The organism is Photorhabdus luminescens subsp. luminescens (assembly GCF_001083805.1).
Taxonomy (GTDB): domain Bacteria; phylum Pseudomonadota; class Gammaproteobacteria; order Enterobacterales; family Enterobacteriaceae; genus Photorhabdus; species Photorhabdus luminescens.
On the sequence record NZ_JXSK01000003.1, the window covers coordinates 82,407 to 100,799 of the forward strand.

At 43.7% G+C, this 18,393-nt stretch carries 20 protein-coding genes; 9 read left to right on the forward strand and 11 right to left on the reverse strand.

Annotated elements, in window-relative coordinates; genetic code table 11:
• Positions 1-12 precede the first annotated feature (12 nt).
• From TI10_RS08535 to TI10_RS08565, 7 genes are all read right to left on the reverse strand, one after another.
• Positions 13-438, reverse strand: coding sequence for a DcrB-related protein (locus tag TI10_RS08535; protein WP_049582893.1), 426 nt, complete (start codon positions 436-438; stop codon positions 13-15).
• A 570-nt stretch (positions 439-1,008) separates the two neighbouring features.
• On the reverse strand, positions 1,009-1,656 hold the full coding sequence (locus tag TI10_RS08540; RefSeq protein ID WP_080985013.1) for a nucleotidyl transferase AbiEii/AbiGii toxin family protein: 648 nt from the start codon (positions 1,654-1,656) through the stop codon (positions 1,009-1,011).
• Between the two features lie 9 nt (positions 1,657-1,665).
• On the reverse strand, positions 1,666-2,439 hold the full coding sequence (locus TI10_RS08545) for a type IV toxin-antitoxin system AbiEi family antitoxin (RefSeq protein ID WP_049582894.1): 774 nt from the start codon (positions 2,437-2,439) through the stop codon (positions 1,666-1,668).
• 223 nt (positions 2,440-2,662) lie between these two features.
• Positions 2,663-4,156, reverse strand: a complete 1,494-nt coding sequence (locus TI10_RS08550) for an aldehyde dehydrogenase family protein (RefSeq protein WP_049582895.1) — start codon at positions 4,154-4,156, stop codon at positions 2,663-2,665.
• 28 nt (positions 4,157-4,184) lie between these two features.
• Positions 4,185-4,550, reverse strand: coding sequence for a cupin domain-containing protein (locus TI10_RS08555; RefSeq protein ID WP_049582896.1), 366 nt, complete (start codon positions 4,548-4,550; stop codon positions 4,185-4,187).
• 63 nt (positions 4,551-4,613) lie between these two features.
• Positions 4,614-5,918 (reverse strand): NAD(P)/FAD-dependent oxidoreductase, encoded by a 1,305-nt coding sequence (locus tag TI10_RS08560; protein ID WP_049582897.1) that lies wholly within the window; start codon positions 5,916-5,918, stop codon positions 4,614-4,616.
• Between the two features lie 108 nt (positions 5,919-6,026).
• The gene (locus TI10_RS08565; RefSeq protein WP_049582898.1) at positions 6,027-6,788 is read right to left on the reverse strand and encodes a response regulator transcription factor; all 762 of its coding nucleotides are present in this window, start codon (positions 6,786-6,788) and stop codon (positions 6,027-6,029) included.
• A gap of 265 nt (positions 6,789-7,053) precedes the next feature.
• On the opposite strand from TI10_RS08565, the gene uriH reads away from it, so the two are divergent.
• Positions 7,054-8,004 carry a uridine-preferring nucleoside hydrolase UriH gene (uriH, locus tag TI10_RS08570; protein WP_049582899.1) on the forward strand — a complete coding sequence of 317 codons (951 nt, stop codon included), beginning with the start codon at positions 7,054-7,056 and terminating at the stop codon, positions 8,002-8,004.
• A 55-nt stretch (positions 8,005-8,059) separates the two neighbouring features.
• On the opposite strand, the gene TI10_RS08575 is transcribed toward uriH, so the two are convergent.
• On the reverse strand, positions 8,060-9,049 hold the full coding sequence (locus tag TI10_RS08575) for a glycosyltransferase (protein ID WP_049582900.1): 990 nt from the start codon (positions 9,047-9,049) through the stop codon (positions 8,060-8,062).
• A 489-nt stretch (positions 9,050-9,538) separates the two neighbouring features.
• Here TI10_RS08575 and TI10_RS08580 point away from each other — a divergent pair, with 489 nt between their 5' ends.
• Positions 9,539-10,735 (forward strand): aspartyl protease family protein, encoded by a 1,197-nt coding sequence (locus TI10_RS08580; RefSeq protein WP_049582901.1) that lies wholly within the window; start codon positions 9,539-9,541, stop codon positions 10,733-10,735.
• 115 nt (positions 10,736-10,850) lie between these two features.
• On the opposite strand, the gene TI10_RS08585 is transcribed toward TI10_RS08580, so the two are convergent.
• Complete coding sequence (locus TI10_RS08585; RefSeq protein ID WP_049582902.1) at positions 10,851-11,018, reverse strand: helix-turn-helix domain-containing protein; 168 nt, start codon at positions 11,016-11,018, stop codon at positions 10,851-10,853.
• A 217-nt stretch (positions 11,019-11,235) separates the two neighbouring features.
• Here TI10_RS08585 and xreR2 point away from each other — a divergent pair, with 217 nt between their 5' ends.
• A complete protein-coding gene (xreR2, locus tag TI10_RS08590; protein ID WP_036811682.1) occupies positions 11,236-11,445 on the forward strand; it encodes a cell morphology transcriptional regulator XreR2 in 210 nt (69 codons plus the stop codon).
• 89 nt (positions 11,446-11,534) lie between these two features.
• Entirely contained in the window at positions 11,535-11,753 is a 219-nt protein-coding gene (ccdA, locus tag TI10_RS08595) for a type II toxin-antitoxin system antitoxin CcdA (RefSeq protein WP_049582903.1), read from the forward strand.
• Positions 11,754-11,804: 51 nt separating this feature from the next.
• Here the strand turns inward: ccdA and xreR1 are convergent, their stop codons facing one another.
• Positions 11,805-12,041 (reverse strand): cell morphology transcriptional regulator XreR1, encoded by a 237-nt coding sequence (xreR1, locus tag TI10_RS23610; protein ID WP_074525094.1) that lies wholly within the window; start codon positions 12,039-12,041, stop codon positions 11,805-11,807.
• A 321-nt stretch (positions 12,042-12,362) separates the two neighbouring features.
• The gene (locus tag TI10_RS08600) at positions 12,363-13,025 is read right to left on the reverse strand and encodes a GntR family transcriptional regulator (protein WP_049582904.1); all 663 of its coding nucleotides are present in this window, start codon (positions 13,023-13,025) and stop codon (positions 12,363-12,365) included.
• A 436-nt stretch (positions 13,026-13,461) separates the two neighbouring features.
• Between TI10_RS08600 and TI10_RS08605 the strand changes: the two genes are divergently transcribed.
• From TI10_RS08605 to TI10_RS08625, 5 genes are all read left to right on the forward strand, one after another.
• Positions 13,462-14,190, forward strand: a complete 729-nt coding sequence (locus TI10_RS08605; RefSeq protein ID WP_049582905.1) for a DUF969 domain-containing protein — start codon at positions 13,462-13,464, stop codon at positions 14,188-14,190.
• The gene (locus tag TI10_RS08610) at positions 14,190-15,206 is read left to right on the forward strand and encodes a DUF979 domain-containing protein (protein WP_049582906.1); all 1,017 of its coding nucleotides are present in this window, start codon (positions 14,190-14,192) and stop codon (positions 15,204-15,206) included. The genes TI10_RS08605 and TI10_RS08610 overlap by 1 nt, the downstream gene beginning before the upstream one ends.
• 9 nt (positions 15,207-15,215) lie before the next feature.
• On the forward strand, positions 15,216-15,863 hold the full coding sequence (gene pcp / locus TI10_RS08615) for a pyroglutamyl-peptidase I (RefSeq protein WP_049582907.1): 648 nt from the start codon (positions 15,216-15,218) through the stop codon (positions 15,861-15,863).
• A 103-nt stretch (positions 15,864-15,966) separates the two neighbouring features.
• The gene (locus TI10_RS08620; protein WP_049582908.1) at positions 15,967-16,725 is read left to right on the forward strand and encodes a LamB/YcsF family protein; all 759 of its coding nucleotides are present in this window, start codon (positions 15,967-15,969) and stop codon (positions 16,723-16,725) included.
• 32 nt (positions 16,726-16,757) lie between these two features.
• Complete coding sequence (locus TI10_RS08625) at positions 16,758-18,383, forward strand: 5-oxoprolinase subunit B/C family protein (RefSeq protein ID WP_049582909.1); 1,626 nt, start codon at positions 16,758-16,760, stop codon at positions 18,381-18,383.
• The last annotated feature ends 10 nt before the right edge of the window (positions 18,384-18,393 follow it).

Here is an 18,393-nt window from a genome sequence, read left to right on the forward strand (position 1 = left end):
AACGTCTCCTCCCTAGAATTGGAAACTTTTCAGGCAGTCATCCAGCCACTGCCGTTGAGCATCGGTGAACGCCTGCTGGGATGACAGAGTGAAAATCAGCGCTTTTTTCTCATTCAGCAGAAATACCGCCTGATATTGATAAACTTGCTGCCCCTTTTTGGGCCGATAACGGGAAAGCAGCGCCATGCCTTGCAGCCGGTTATCGCCCAGCGTTGCGGGTTTTTCTTCCAATAATTGCCAGTTGCGCAGACCATTTTTCAGCAGATCTTTTTGGCGGGTGAGGTAACTGGGGAGATCTTCGCCTTCAACCAGCTTATCACGCGCGATATTTAGCGCGGGCGCATCGGGCGCGATGAGGATGTTTACCGTCTGTTCCTGATAGCCTGCGGGTAACAGAATGCTGCCTTCAGTGAACCGACAACGTGCTTGATTATCCATCTATTTTTACCTCCATCATCACCATAGTATTATTAGCTAAAACCACCATGATTAAGTATTCTCGTATAAATGAATATCCTTAACTGAAAATGTCAAAGTTATTACTTTCTGTTAATCAACAAGCTAATTCTTGAACAAAAATCTATCAATCTTTGTACCATGTCAATAAAGATAAAACAAACTAAATAGTTCTATAGTCATTGACCATTAACAGTCATCTTTAATTAAACAATTCTCACGCTTAATGTTTATTCTGATCGCTAAAGGATAAGCGCACAGAGACTTAATTATTTCCCGATATTGGTGATTTCACCCCATGTTGACAAAATACAAGGCGAAAAGCTCAGAATGAGTCAAATAACATTACTATTCGCCTCATTTGGTGAGTAGAATAGAAGCCTTATTTGACTCACGGGTGACGCAAATGTGGAGCTATTGATGTGATTCAGTATTTAACATGGTTTATAAGATCTGCAATTTGCGGCAGTTATTGCCGTGTATTTTCATTTTTATAAACCTTTGTGTTGCTTTTGAAGGAATGAGCTTTCTTTGTACTTTGTAAGCAGTGAATCACAGTTTCGGTGATTTGATACAACACCACTCCACCAGTAAACATGGGTTTTGAATGTCAGGACGGTTATGACTCACCATGTAGACGATCAGAGCCTTGCGAAGATCATCAGTAAAGCCCTCGTTATCCAGCAACCATTTCACATCGAACAAATCCCTAGGATGTTGCCTATCCAGTGCAGCGCAGATTTTTCCGGCATAGAGATCAGCATGGGAAACGATTTGGATTTCGGCGTAGCCAAATTCATCTTCCACAACCTCGCAGACTGTCATTACCCTCGGTTCAAACACAGTGCCACGCAAGACCGGTGACAACTCAATTTTTATTTGAACGCCTGCTCTTCCTACAATCAACCGCAAGGCATCGTCTTTATCCCGGAAAGATTCGATAATTTCCGCGTCTGTCATCGCAGTTCGAATGGCAACCGCAATCTTACTCAGAGCAATTTTGATCGCCGTTAAGGCTTCTGCACGTTGCAGCATCGGTAAAAATACCAGATCAATATCAACCGACAATCGAGGCAAGTTGCGAACGAACAAATTGATAGCCGTACCGCCTTTCAAAGCAAAACACTCCTGTTCAGCGACAAAAGGCAGCAGTTGCAGTAACAACTGAACTTGTCGGTAATAAATACTGTTACGATCCATAGCCTCTCCCTACATATCCTTGGGCACCGTGATGAGCCAAGTATTATCCAACCGCCCTTTAGTAGTAATAACTCGTTTACCAGCCCCTAAGTTGTACTTCCGAGGCTCCAGCTTTTTAAACCAAGCGTGCTGATGCTTTTCTGCTAACCAGAGGAAGAGCCGCTTTACCTTGATACTGGAGCAGGCCAGCAGCAAAGCATCAAGTTTGCGCGGCGACAAATTGTATAATCCCTGCATCAGATGTTCGGCATGTTCAAAACTGACGGCTTTGGGTACATCCCCCAAAACTTCGAAGATAGCCCTTTCCGGGCAGGAGAACTGGAGCGCAGGCATTCCCTCCCGCCATTGTTCCTGCCTAAGCCAAGTTGGGTCAGCTATCAGATTTTCCGGCCATAACGCTTGGGTCCGGTGTCCTTTAAAATACACATCCAAAGGTACTCTGGTCAGCCAGCGAGGTAACGGCTCACTAGAATACAAGTGAACTGTTCGGATATGAGAGCGGGTGACGTAGTGAGCTAACCCGGCTATCTCCAACGCGGTTAGCCCACCGAGGTGAATAGGTGTTTCAGACATACGCTGCAATGAAGCAACAACACCTTGCCAGTTTAGGTGGCAACTGAATTGGCTAAACACACCAGCAGCAAGGGGAAGAAGTGTTTTACTACGCACAGCGTTGTCCACAAAATGAAGGTTAAGTCCTTGAGCAACGAGCCATTGTTTGGTAGCCAGCATACCAACAGGAAGTAATTCTTTAAGTTGTCGACGTGCTTCAGTATTTAACATAGTTTATAAAATCTGTAATTTGCGGCGGTTATTGCCGTATATTTAATAGACTATAAACTAGCAGATTCTTTTGTGGTTTAGAATATCTATTTTTCACGGCAGTTATTGCCGTGTATCTTCGTTTTTATAAACCACTGCTTTCAATTTGGCACGAAAACGATTTAGCGTTGACAATGGCCCCTTTCAGTCGAGGGGCCTTCCTTATTTTGATCCGAATATCAAATCAGTAACGAACCATCACGGATTTTAATTCAGTATAGTGCTCAATAAAGGCGCTACCGAATTCACGACCAATACCTGAGGATTTGGTACCACCAAATGGTAATGCCGGATCGAGGAATGTATGCATATTGACCCAAACGGTCCCCGCTTCGATACGCGGGATCATGCGCATGGCTTTGCTGAGATCATTGGTCCACAAACTCGCCGCTAAACCAAATGGCGTGCTGTTCATCAATCCAATCAGCTCTTCCTCATCGTTATAGCTGAGGAAAGTCCCGACAGGACCAAATGTCTCTTCCTTCATCAATGAATCTTCAGAGCTGTTAGCACGAATCACTGTTGGCGCCACAAAGAAACCCGGTCCGGCCAGAGCATGACCACCGTAAACAATCTCACTGCCTTCCTGACGAGCTTGCTCAAACAGGGACAGAATCTTGTTATAGTGCGCTTTGTTTGCCAGCGGCCCCATTTCTGTTGATTCATCCAGAGGCGAGCCAATTTTCATTGCCGCGAGTCTTTCAGACAACAGTTTCAGCACGTCATCCATATGGCTTGCAGGAATATAAAAACGTTCCGCCGCCGCACAAATCTGCCCTTGATTGAGATAACCAGCCTCCAGAACGCCATCGACAATTTTTTCAACCGACATATCCGCTAAAAACGCCGCGCCGTTCTTGCCTCCCAATTCCAGCGTGGCACGAGTCAATCCCTGCTCCATTGCTGATTTACCAACAGCAATACCCGTTGGCACCGATCCGGTGAAAGTCACCTTGGCACATAACGGATGGCCTATCAGCGCAGGGCCAAGCACCGAACCAGAACCATTAATCACATTAATGACACCATCAGGGATACCCGCTTCTTTGGCTAATTCAGCCACTCTGAGCATGGTCAATGGGGTGTATTCACTAGGTTTCAATACAATGGTACAACCACAAGTCAGGGCAGCCGCCATTTTCCAGATGGCAATCATGATGGAGAAATTCCACGGAATAATCCCTACCACAACACCAATCGGTTCACGACGGGTAAACGCCGTGTATTGCTCACCTTTAAAAGAGGGCAAGGAGACATTCAAGGTTTCACCGCTGATCTTACTTGACCATCCGGCAAAATAACGCAGGAACTGAGCGGAGGAATCAATTTCCAGCATTCGGGACAACTGGATGGTTTTACCAGAGCAGAGAGTTTCTAACTGCGCCAATTCTTCCCGATGGGCCAGTAATAGATCTGCCAGACGATTCAGGCAGTGACCGCGCTCCATCGGCGAAGTTTGGGCCCATACCCCATGAAATGCCGCCTGCGCCGCTTGCATAGCAGCATTGACTTCCGCTGCGCCGCCTTGATTAACCGTTGCAATGACTTCATCAGTCGTAGGGTTTATGACAGAAAATGTTTCACTCCCCTGACCAATGACTGATTGACCATTAATATAATGTCCGTGATTATGCTGCAAAAAGGTTGTAACTGACTGTAATAAGTTAATATCACTCATTATTTACCTCTATCAAATAAGTGTTTTTTTAACCTTTACAAGCCAGATAATGCTTCACAAAACGGTCAACGGTGATTTCCCACAACACTTCGGTTCCTTTCGGCGCAAACCAGGAATCTCCAGGATGATATTCAATGGTTTCACCGCTCTTCACATCGGTCAATTTTACTGAACCTTCTGTAACGGTTGCATGCTCATCAAACTGATATACCATACTGAACTTGCCACGAGTACAGGCGAAAATCCCACAACTCAGGCTATCCGTTGGCTCACCAAACACCATTGCCATACTGGCCTGCGGCTCGCCTTCCAACACAGTCGCTCCCAGATTGCTTACGCTCCCAATATCCAATAATTCAGGCAGAGGTTTGTTCAATAAAAGTGATTTAATCATGATGTTCTCGTTCCAAATAAAATAATTTATGAATTTTCAATGAATACTACTGATATCAATAAATTAACGACGTCCTTTCCAATACCCAGACGTTTGATGCCAAATCTTGCCCGCTGACACCATAAAATGTCGCAATTTATCTTTGCCAATAATATTTACATGAGGAATTGAACTCATCAGATCATAACGCTCAGATCCTTCGCTCATCCCTTCGGCCAATACTTTACAAACGATATGGCTTGGCGTGACCCCGAAACCGGAATAGCCCTGCACATAGAACACATTATTGTGCTGCGGCAGAGAACCAATCTGTGGGAACAAATTCGCACTGCAACACAACGGCCCTCCCCATGCCAGTTCAACCTTCACGTCTTTCAGATAGGGGAAAACTTTCAGCATCAAGTGACGATTCCAGGCTTTCAAATCAGATGGGATATGTTCAATGAAAGGGGTTGCACTACCGAACAAGAGACGGTTTTCCTTCGTCACACGGAAGTAATCAATAACCGGACGAATATCACTGTATGCACCGCGAATCGGGCTGATTTTCTCAATTAAGTCATCCGATAACACTTCCGTCATTAACTGGAAGGCATAAGTGTTAACCACCTTTTTATAAATATATGGCTCAAGTCCACTGTTAAGAAAGGCGTTACAGGCCCAAAGCATCTTATTGGCGCGAACCGATCCCATCGCGGTACGAACCGTTACTCTGGAACCATATTCAATGTTCAGTACCTCGCTGTTCTCAAAGATTTTTACGCCCAAATCCGTCGCGGCTTTTGCCTCGCCTAGCAATAAGTTCAGGGAATGAACATGCCCGGCCCCCATGTGCTTCAACGCACAAGTATAAACATCAGAACCAATCACCTGTTTCACATCAGAGCCGGTATAAAGCTCAATATCTTCATCAGGAGAAACCGTCTTAAAATCTTGCAACCAGCTACGTAATGTCTTTTCCTGCCTCTTATTCATGCCAAGATAGCTATAACCACGGCAGAGATCAGCATCAATATTATATTTAGCAATACGATCACGAATGATGCCTGCACCCAGATTGCTGATCTGAAAGATCGTTTCCAGCCCTCTCTCGCCAATATGGCGTTTGATCACCGCCAGATCATGACCGATACCCGCCATAACCTGACCACCATTACGACCTGTACTGCCATAGCCAAGATAACGACTTTCCAAGATTGCAATATTGGTGATCCCCTTCTCCGCCAGTTCAAGCGCAGTATTGATACCGGAAAATCCACCACCAATAATCACGACATCGACATCCAGATCTTCTTGTAATGCCGGAAAACGAAGATCATATTTCTTAGTCGCAGCGTAATAAGTTAATGAATCAAGATGATTGTTCATGTGATAACCTAATTAACATCCAACATAATCACCGGATTATCTGTAGCGCAGAGTCACACCACCATGTCCCTTTAGGGATATTTGCAACACATTTTTAACATTTGTGACTCAGGCAAAATAACGGACGGGAGTGGGAACCGTCATAAACAGACTAAAAAGCTCCGCTTGTGATCTGATTTGTAGTTTTTGATAAATATTTTTCCGATGATTTTTTACCGTCCCCGTACTGATAAAAAGTTTCTCGGCAATCTGTGGTGAGCCTTTCCCTTGCAATATTAACTCCACAACCTCGCACTCTCTCGGAGTCAAGGCATAACGAGCCTGAGTATCCAGATAAACTATTTCAGCAGCAGGAGTTTGCGGCATCATTTCATCATGCAATCGCGCCACACTGCGGATAATTTCCAACGCAGTTTTCAGGCTTTTCCAATGCTGCTTCTGGATGAAAAATGGCTGATTTTCCTTACCAAAAAACAGACCAAGTTGTCTTTTAGGAGAGAGCTTCAATAAAACCCCTGTTTCATCCTGCCAACCAGTCTTACGATAAAAATTCAGATAATAATCAGTATGATAAAATCCTGAAGGGATAAGTTCCCGTAAGGTGAATAGATCAGTGTCAGCCCCACCGACCAAGGCTTGATAGAATGGATCTTGCAGATAAGCGCCCTGTTGATAAATCTGATTTATTGCATCGCTGTTTTTATTCTCGGTTTTACTCAAACAACGTGGAGGAAAACCTTGATCGAAGGCATAGATAATAGCGTTATCAAAAGCAATAAACTGTTCCAGCCAAGTCAGTAAATTAGGATAAAATTCACTGGTTGCCACTGATTCAATCACTGCTGATAATCTATCTACATGAATATCCATTCAAGCCCTCGCAATTATTCATAAATTAATAATAAATCCGAAGCAGATATAGTCCGCCAATTCCATAGCGAAACTATATAAAAATCACACTCAAACTGGATGCACAACTTAATTATCGTTTATACGTTAATCAAATCACAATTATGAAACATTTTACTAATTATTTCTGAGAACACTCACCCAGATCTAAGATTTTGTCACGGAATAGACGTTTTAACTGGATTATCCTCATTTTTTATATCACTTTCTCTAGCAAGGAGTAAAAATGACCACCAAAAAGATTATTCTTGATTGCGATCCGGGGCATGATGACGCCATTGCGATGTTATTGGCGCATGGCAATCCTAATATTGAGCTATTAGCCGTCACGACCGTTGTCGGTAATCAGACACTGGATAAAGTCACTCACAATGCGCTGGCGATAGCACATATTGCCGGTATTACCGGCGTGCCCTTTGCCGCTGGTTGTCATCGCCCATTAGTCCGTGATATCGAAACGGCATCGGATATTCACGGTGAATCTGGTCTGGGCGGCGTGAAGTTGCCTAAACACTCTCGAACGCTTGATCCTCGCCACGCGACGGATCTGATCATTGATACGATTATGTCTCATCCACCCAAAACGGTGACACTGGTTCCCGTTGGCAGCTTAACCAATATTGCTCTCGCCGTCCGTAAAGCGCCGAAGATCGTTGAGCGGGTAAAAGAAGTGGTATTAATGGGCGGCGGATATCACACTGCTAACAGAAGCGCAGTAGCAGAATTCAATATCAAAACCGATCCGGAAGCCGCGCATATTGTTTTCAATGAAAAATGGCCGCTGACAATGGTCGGTCTGGATCTGACACATCAAGCACGAGCCACATCAGAAATCACCAAAGCAATTTCACGCATCAATAATAAAGCGTCTCGGTTTGTGGTAGAACTACTGGAATACTATGGTCAAAGTTATAAGAAGAGGCATGGTTTCAATTGCCCTCCAATACATGATCCTTGTGCCGTCGCCTATGTTATTGATCCTACAGTGATGACAACGCAAAAAGTCCCCGTCAACATTGAACTAAATGGCACCTTAACTGTGGGCATGACCGTAGCGGATTTCCGTCATCCAATACCAGAAGATGGCCACACCCAAGTCGCAGTTAAACTCGATCAACAACGATTCTGGCAATTGGTTATTGATGCACTGAAAAACATCGACGATACCTGCGATTAAGATGGCAAATAACCGCAGGTAGGGAACGATAATTAAAGCCGTTGCTTTCAAAATATTAAACGGCTTTTAACACCGCCCTAAGTCTTGGATATCGACGAGCCAAACGCCAACGCAATCTAAATCCACGGGCATTTTTCCAGATCATTGACCAAATACCACGCTCAAATAATTCATGAACGATTTGTCGCTTTATCGTCGAAGATTCTATTTCATTAATGGTATGCAAAATCCCTAACCCCTCTTTCGCAATTTGCCAATGACACGCCGGCGCCTGCTTAACTTGCTGCGGATAACGCTGATTAATCTTATTCAGCATCTCCAAAATTTTCATATAGTGATGCGCTGTCCTTACCTTAATACGATCATCAGCAGGAGCATGGGACACCGAGGAGGCGTGGATCAGATAATCATAAAAAGATTCGTCAATATATTGCACGCGATTTGCCGTCAACAACAGTTCTGTCGTCCACGGAATATCTTGATGATGCAACCCCGGTTCAAACTGATAATGATGTTTTGTCAGAAAAGCCCGTTTATAAATATTTAACCAAGTCACATGCAGGAATTTGCGTGAACTAAGTGCTTGTTGCAACCATTCTGGCCCACTTAGAACTGCGGTAGAAAAGAGGCGATCGGAAGGAAAAATCTTTCGAGCCGGCCGACCATCATCATAAACATAATGACCGTTGCAAGTAGCAATATCCAAATCATTATTCTGAGCAATTTCTAACAATCGGTTATACATACCCGGATAAATGACATCATCAATATCAGGGAAAGCCACATAATCACCTTTGGCTTTCGCTAACCCCGTGTTACGGGCAACAGAAACCCCTTTATTTTTCTGCGTGACAATTTCTGTCTTTGGGAGTTTTTCGGCATATTGTTCAATAATCTGACGACTATTATCCGTAGAACCATCGTTAACTAAAATTAACTCAAAATCAGTTAGCTTTTGCCGAGATAAATTGACAAAAAACTGCGGTAAAAATCGTTCTCCATTATAAATAGGTACGACAATGCTGAGTTTTAGTGATATAGACATAAAATCAATATATTCCTTTAGCCCAAAGGTGTTACTTTTTTATAATAAGATTATCTGGATATTTATCAGGGATAATAATTTCCACATATAAATATAAATCCAATAAATATTTATTAACTTTACATTACACCTAAAAATAAGATAGTCATGATTTATAGTTATTTTTATTTTAAATCGTTATCATTGATATACACTATATAATTAAACACATCCAGATAATTTATATTTTAATGCTACATCTATTACCAATTAATTATTATATCAATATCGCCATTAATAACTATTACCGTTCAAATTTATCAATAGCCGATATTTTCATCAACATTACCGTTGAAAATAATAATAGTTCAACCGCAATTAAACAATTACTCACTACATTTCACATCAACTAATATAATGATGTTATTGTTTATCTTTGGTTTTAGTAAGTTGGGTTTTACCAGACCCTAGATTTTCATCTTCCACTCCCTAAAAAAGGAATCTAATATTATGGAAAAACAGGAAAAGATAGCCTCTCGGACAATGATTGCCGCCAGTTTGCTAACACTGATAACGGGCTGTAGCCATATGGAAAAAATTCATATGCCAGAAGAACATAAACCCGTCCTTTCTACTAAGCTGAACATCCATCAGCCTACATCGATCATTGTTCCTATCACAATCTCCGGTAAAAAATACCAATTCTTGCTGGATACTGGCGCCAGTTATACCTTCATCGATAATAAGCTGGCAAAAACGTTGACACAAATCACACCAGAATCAAAAATACCGGTTACATTCCACCGTATGCTGTCTGATGGACTGGTTACAACCAGTGAAAAACGCTTACACAAAGCTGACCTAACATTATGGCAACCCCTGGCGATTACCCTCGGCAATTATACGGTGCCGGGTTCCGATCCCTGGATTGGCATTGATATGAACCTCTTTAATCAGTCCCTTGGTCAAGAGCTGGATGGTATTCTCGGAATTGACACTTTTCGTCAGTTAAACTGGGAAATAAATAACCTGAACCACACATTGACAATATGGCGCCATGCCCCTTCAATACTAAATTATCAACAATGCGAACCTTACAGTGATAACTATGGCAGATCTCCCGCAATCCAGGTTTCTAATGTCGTTTTTAATATAGATACCGGGGCCGATTACAGCTATGCTTCTCAGGAATTCATCGAATATCTGAAAAAAGAGCATAAAGATAAAATTTCTGAAGGAACCAGTGTCAAATACGCATCCGCAAGTGGGCTTGATAGTGGTAAAGAGTACCTGATTGATGGTTTTTATTTACAGCAATTGCCGGTAGGTCGTCTGAGAATTGGTGAAAATAAAAATGATCTCTACAATCTTGGTATGAGTTTCTTCTCGCGTTTTGATGACTATCTGTTTATCCCAAATAAAATGCTGCTCTGTTTTAACGCCAAGAATTTCACCCGTTATGACAACCCACTTCTTCGCACAATTGCAATTCGTTATTTTAATAACAAAGTAGAAATATTTTACAACGATCCTAAAGATATTGAAAAATTTGGATTAAAGAACGGTGATATTGTACTGGAAGTTAATGGTCAACCAGCCCTTCCTAAGGATATCACCTATCTTCGCAATCAGTTGTCAGAAACACCATCGGGTAAATTAACCATAAAAATTGAACGGAATGGCACCCAGAAAATTATAACCATTTAATAAAGCCATTTATTGAGGGAGAACTTATATCTCCCTCAATAAACTTATTCCCCAATTTGGTATTTATTCTGTTTATAAGCAAGATAGGTTTAAGAAATAAAGAGGAAAGCAACTGTTAGCCTTTTGATTTAGTGCTGAAATCAAACAGATCTGTTAACTCAATCTGTAAACCATTCGCAATAATATTGATGATTTCCAGCGTAGGATTTCTAACCCCACGCTCAATACCGCTGATATACGTCCGGTCGATTCCACATTTATCGGCAAAAGCTTCCTGAGACATGCCAGACGATTGCCTGAAATACCTAACTCTTTGTCCAAAAAGAAATTTTACAGCATTTGGCTTTTTCATCCGATAAGTATCGAATTATGTTACTTATCAGACCACGGACTATGAGTCACTTTTTGCGACAAGTTATGTTATCATATGTGACTTATAGTCTACTATGTAACGACTTACCTTTTCATATCAAAGTTATCCGTAACGCAGAGGATTAATAATGAAAAATCAGGACTGGCACCCAGCAGACATTATCGCCGAGCTGAAAAAACGGGGAACATCATTAGCCGCCGTTTCAAGAGAGGCAGGGCTAGCATCATCCACCCTTGCTAATACCCTGCAACGCCGCTGGCCTAAAGGTCAACGGCTTATTGCCGAAGCTTTAGATTGCGATCCCGCTGAAATATGGCCTTCGAGGTACACAAAGTAAGTGGCTGTAAAGCAAAAACGGGGCAGTTTATCAATAAGATAAGCTGCTCCGATCTACTTTATACTTAAAATGTGTTTTTGAGGTGTGCTATGAAGCATAGAGTTAACGTAACCGTTGATAAAGAAAATTATCTGATCCTAAGTTCAGCCGGTGTAAACATTTCGGGTTTCGTTAATGAAATCGTGACCAGAGAAGCTCAACGAATCAAAGCTGAAAGTTGGAAAGTAGATAATCGCAAAGGAATGGAAGAAGTTGCTCAATTTATTGAACAATATGGCTCATTTGCTGATGAAAACAGGAACTGGTAAATGCAATTTGTTGCTTATAAATACAAACGGAGCGAAAGCAAATAAAATCGACTAACTCTTTTTCTCTGCGTCAAAGTCAAACAGATCTTTTAATTCGATCTGTAAACCACTTGCGATGACATTGATAACTTCAAGCGTGGGATTCCTGACGCCACGTTCAATACCACTGATATAAGTGCGATCAAGCCCACATTTATCGGCAAAAGCTTCCTGAGACATACCAGATGCTATTCTGATATATCTAACTCTTTGCCCAAAAATGGATTTTATAGTGTCAGGTTTTTTCATTCGATAAGTATCGAACGGCGTTACTTATCAAACCACGGACTATAAGTCACGTTTTCCTGTAACTCATGTTACTAATATGACTTACCGCAAAAATACGATGAATGATGTTTTTAATAACCACATGATCGATTAAAAAGTTCGACATCATGGCGCAAAAGGCATATATAACTTCTCTTAGCATTGACTTCCTTGATCTCTATAAACACTATCGCCTTTGTCTGGAAAGGCACCAAACAAACATAACGTTACAAACGAAAAATATGAAAAAATTTTAAATAAATTTGCCAATCTAGCCGCAGGTATTATCTTAATCTTTATTTATTAAGCACGATTTTTGCGCGTATAAGCCGCTAATACAGTACGTTCTGACTGTTCCAGATAGCTTTTTAACTCAGAGGCCGCACTTTCTGGTTCACCTTTCTCAAGTAACGCCAAAATATAGGCATTCTGATCAATATAAGGAGCATAAAAAAGTTCAGGATCGTTCAGATAACCAAAAGCCAGACGCAATTCCGCAGAAATATGCCCATAGAATGTTATCAACCGTTCACTGTCAGTAAGTTCAACAATAGCGGAATGAAACGCCATATTTGCGGTTCCAACACCGATCCAGTCCTGAATATCACGACACTGTTTCGCCATTTCAATTGCCCTACGCATGTGCTCAACCGCAGGATGCATAGGGTAAGACTGCGCCAATGCCTGACATTCAATCAGCCGCCGGACCCGATAAATATCAATAATGGAAGCAATACTCGGTGTGGCGACGAAAACACCACGGTTAGGTTCATATCGCAGTAACCCTTCCTGAGTCAGTATCCGAAAAACCTCACGTAATGTATTACGCGATATCTCAAGCTGTTCGCTCAAAACCGTTTCTGACAGTCGTTGACCGGGTGATAGCTCTCCAATAATCAGCTTTTGCCGGATAATATCTGTTACTTTTTCACTTAATGTCTTAGGAGCGGAATTATCTTTTCTCATAATGGTTAGTCGAAAGGGCGTATGATGACCCAATCCAGCCACGAATTACCAGTCTTAAAGCAATAAAAGGATGGCAGGAATCTTCACACATTCACCTACTGTCAGCAAGCATAGGGATCTAACCCGCTTACTGTTTTCTACGCCAGAATGATTATTGCCTCACGATAGTGCATTAAATGAACCATAATAGAGCATCACTATTGTAAAAAGTGATCTGCATTTCATTTCTATAATTAAAAAATAATTTTATTTGCCTATTCTTTCGCCTCATCCTATTTATTGTTCAACAATATAAAAACAATTATTTAACAATAAATGCAAATCATCCAACGATGGTACGTATATTGCTTAGATATAAATTTATCTATCACACAGGAATTCAGCCTATGACGACACAGCAAACAACCGTGATTTTTATCCACCGGGGTGACACAACATGCAACAGATCGTGAATCTATGGCCGTTGATTGGCATCGCAGTTATTGTCGTGGGCTTTTTACTTAGGTTTAACCCGGTATTGGTAGTGATTGTCGCAGGGATCATCACCGGGCTGGCAGCACATATGCCGATCACAGCGATTCTGGAAAAGCTAGGTTCCGGCTTCCTTAATACCCGAAATTTGCCACTAATTTTACTGTTGCCGCTGGCAACTATTGGCCTTTTAGAACGGCACGGTTTAAAAGAGCGGGCTCAAACCTGGATTAGCAATATTAAAACAGCAACCTCCGGGCGTTTGCTGATCATCTATCTATTCATTCGTGAAACAACCGCTGCGCTGGGCCTGACCAGTTTAGGAGGACATCCACAAATGGTGCGTCCCTTGCTGGCGCCAATGGTAGAAGGGGCGATGGAAAATCGTCACCATGATCTGCCTGACGATGTACGTTATCGCTTGCGGGCCATGTCCGCAGCAACCGACAATGTTGGCCTGTTCTTCGGTGAAGATATTTTTGTCGCCTTTGGCGCAATCATCTTTATGCATAACTTTATGCTAGAGTCTGGCGGCATCCAAACAGAGCCGCTACATATCGCTATGTGGGGAATTCCTACCGCTATATGCGCCTTTTTGATCCACGCTTTCCGCTTGTCTCGTCTTGATCACCGTATCGCTACCGAGTTGGCGGCACTGAACGGTATGAACAAAAATCGAAGGAAGGTGGAGTAATGTTTCAGCAACAATATCTTTATTGGTTAGCTGGCATCATCCTGCTGGCTGTAGCAGTGATGTCCTGGCGTGATCGCACCAACCCTCGCCGTCTGACCACCAGCTTATTCTGGGCGCTATATGGCATCGTGTTTCTGGTAGGCGACTGGACTTACCGCTTAATAGCACTATGGGCAGACAACGAAGCTGAGGCCCAAAAGATGTTGCATATCAGTGTGGGGCTGATCGTTGTGTTGATGGCGCTGACGGCAGGTTTTGGCGGGGTGCGACTAGGTAGCTACCATCAACGCACACTTCAACAACGGCAGGAAAGCGCCTCCCGTTTGGGTAATCGTCTATTTCTTCCCGCACTGGCGATCCCTATCGTCACCGTGGCAGGCGTATTACTGTTTAACCACGTTCCTGGATTACAACAAGTTCTGTTCGGTACCGGCAATCATGCCACGCTGGTGACGCTATTTTCCATGACAATCGGCTGCTTAGTGGGATATGGCATTGCATTGAAAATGACACGTGAAGGCGTAGCTCAATCAACCCAAGAAGCGCGTCGTCTGCTGGACGCTATTGGCTGGGCGTTTATCCTGCCACAGATATTAGCAACGCTAGGGCTATTATTTACCGTTGCAGGTGTCGGTACCGCAATTTCTCACCTGACAGAACATTATCTGGCGGTGGATAACCGATTGATCGCGGTGGCGACATATGTACTCGGCATGGCGTTATTGACGATGATAATGGGCAATGCTTTCGCCGCATTCCCGATTGTTACCGCCGGGATCGGCATTCCTATTCTGGTATTGCAACATGGCGGCAATCCGGCGGTTATGGCCGCCATCGGCATGTTTTCAGGCTATTGCGGTACACTGATGACCCCAATGGCCGCAAATTTCAATATCGTTCCTGCCGCACTACTGGAATTACCTAATCGCAATGCGGTCATTAAAGCACAAATTCCCACTGGAACGACGCTGCTGATCGCCAATGTCTTTCTACTCTATTTTTTGATGTTTTTGTAAGGAAAGCCCATGAAAACCGTTTTAATTACCGCTTTTGAACCTTTTGACGGTGAAGCCATCAATCCATCGTGGGAGTCAGTCAGGCAATTGCAAAACCAACAGCTTTCTGGAGCACATATTGAAACGCGCCAACTACCATGTGTATTCAATACTTCTCTCACCAACCTGTACGCGGCCATTGATGAGATACAACCTGAACTGGTCATTGCGGTGGGACAAGCAGGCGGCAGGTCAGATATCACAGTGGAACGCATAGCGATTAACATCAACGATGCACGTATTCCCGATAATCAAGGCAATCAGCCCATTGACACCCCTATCGTGACAACCGGACCGGCGGCCTACTTCTCCACCCTACCAATCAAAGCGATCGTCAGTGGTCTGCAAGCCGCAGGTATCCCTGCTTCGATTTCACAAAGTGCCGGCACCTATGTCTGCAATCATGTCATGTATGGCCTACTGCACCATCTGGCACTGACTTATCCCAACGTGCGCGGTGGATTTATCCATATTCCCTATCTGCCTGAACAGGCGGTAAAACACCCTGGTACGCCAAGTATGGCTCTGGAAACAATAACAACAGCCCTGAAAATCGCTATCAAGCAAGCACTAGAAAACCGTGAGGACATGGTTACTAGCGGAGGAACGACACATTAATTCAGCGTCCATCGGCGTAGCGGAAATTGCCTATCTGTAGAACTGATAAGCATCCTGAATTTTTTACTCCTTTTTTAAATATCACTCTATTGGGGTCATGACTATGAACATTATTGATTTAAACAGCGATCTTGGCGAAAGCTTTGGTCAATGGAAAATGGGCGACGATAACGCAATGCTGAGCATTGTCACCAGCGCCAATGTCGCGTGTGGATTTCATGCTGGCGATCCCGCCGGGATACTTCAAACCTTAAAATCTGCCCATAAAAATCAGGTAGTGATCGGCGCTCATGTGTCTTATCCAGATCTTGTCGGATTTGGTCGCCGTAATATGGATATCTCCAGTAATGAACTGATCGCAGATGTTATTTACCAGATTGGCGCGTTGAAAGGTTTGGCAGCAGCAGCAGGGACCACCGTAAGTTATGTTAAACCGCACGGTGCGCTGTATAACACCATTGCCCATGATGAATACCAAGCCCTTGCCGTTATTACGGCGATTCGTGAAGTGGATGACAATTTAACGCTGGTTGGATTAGCCGGCGCAAAAATATTGGATTGGGCGAGAGAAAAAGGTTTGCGTACCGTTGCGGAAGCCTTTGCTGACCGAGCTTACACCCCACAAGGCACGTTAGTTTCCCGCCGAGAAAAAGGATCTGTGCTCCATGACGCTAATGTCGTTGCCCGGCGCATGTTGCAATTGGTGACCGAAGGGGGAGTTGAAGCCATTGATGGCAGTTTTACCCGTATTCAGGCGGATTCCATCTGTGTTCATGGCGACAGCCCAGACGCGGTAGAAATGGCACGTCAGGTGAAACTAACCCTGCAACAAGCCGGGATCACTGTACGCTCCTTTATTTAAGCAAAGTAGTATTTAATGCTCAGGAGTACCTAGTGCGTTTTTTACCTGTTAATTTAGCTGCCATTATTGTCGAGCTTCATGATCTGAATGAAACTCTGGCGTTATTTGATTCACTTAACGCCCGACCTATTGCAGGCGTAGAAGAAATTATTCCAGCGGCCAGAACATTGTTGATTCGATTTCGCCCCAATGTTGTTTCCACAATCAGACTTGCCAGAGAAATCAATGGTCGCAACCTGAATGCACTGGATAGGGCAACAGGGAAACTCGTTGAAATTCCGGTGTATTACAATGGTGAAGATCTGGCTGATGTGGCAGAAATCCTCGGCATCACTACCCAAGAAGTTATCAAGCGACATACAGAAAGTCAGTACACCGTTGCTTTTACCGGATTTGCCCCCGGATTTGCCTATTTAGTCGCAGATTCAAACCTTTTACATGCCCCTCGCCGGATGACGCCAAGAACCCGCATTCCTGCGGGCTCCGTCGGGCTGGCCGGAGAATTCAGCGGGATATACCCTCAAGCCAGTCCGGGAGGATGGCAAATCATCGGCACCACGCCAGAGCGCATGTGGGATCTCTCTCGTTCTCCCTCTTCCCTGTTACAACCCGGTTTCCGGGTACGTTTCAGAGATCAACGCAAAGGCGCAACAATCATTAAACCCGAAAACCCAATTGCGCCCATAGACGACATTCTATCTTCGCAGGCTGATAAACAAGCCTCACTAGAAATCCTAACCACTGGAATACAGACACTTTTTCAGGATTTAGGACGTTCAGGGCAGGCGAGTTTAGGTATTTCCGCTGCCGGAGCGCTAGATAAAACAGCGCTGAGAAGCGCCAACCGGATTGTCGGTAATCCTTCGGATAACGCATGTCTGGAAATTGTGCAAGGAGGATTAAGCTTTATTTCTCATGGCAATGTCATTATCGCTGTTACAGGCGCTGATTGCCCAATCACTGTTCAAACCGCATCTGACCGCAAGTTTCAGGTTAATAGCTATCAACCTGTTGATCTAAGTGAAGGTGATAAAGTAACGCTAGGAATGCCCAAAGCGGGAGTACGTTCTTATTTGGCAGTACGTGGCGGTTTTGCCAAGCAACCTATTCTCGCCAGCCTCTCTTACGATACGCTGGCACACATTGGCCCCAAGCCAGTCGCTATAGGCGATATTTTGGATATCCTCACTGTCACTCAGGGATTCGCGGTATCAATGGATGAAAGCCCGGCTTTTAATATGCCTACCACTGACGATATCGTTACACTGGATATCATTCTGGGACCGCGTACCGACTGGTTCACCGCAGAAGCGCTATCCTTGCTAAAAAGCCAACTTTGGCAGGTTACGCCACAATCTAATCGAGTCGGTATTCGTCTATATGGCGGCATATCACTATCGCGTATTAACCATAAAGAGTTACCGAGTGAGGGAACGACTACTGGCGCAATTCAGGTTCCCGCCAATGGTCAACCGGTGCTGTTTTTAGCAGATCACCCTTTAACCGGCGGCTATCCCGTCATTGGTTCCGTTGCCAGCTATCATCTCGATCTTGCAGGACAAACTCCTGTCAATGCCCGTATCCGCTTCAACCCAATCACTGAATTTCACGAAATAACTGAATTTCACGAAATAAAAGAGAGCGATTGCCGCTCATGAGTACCGCAAT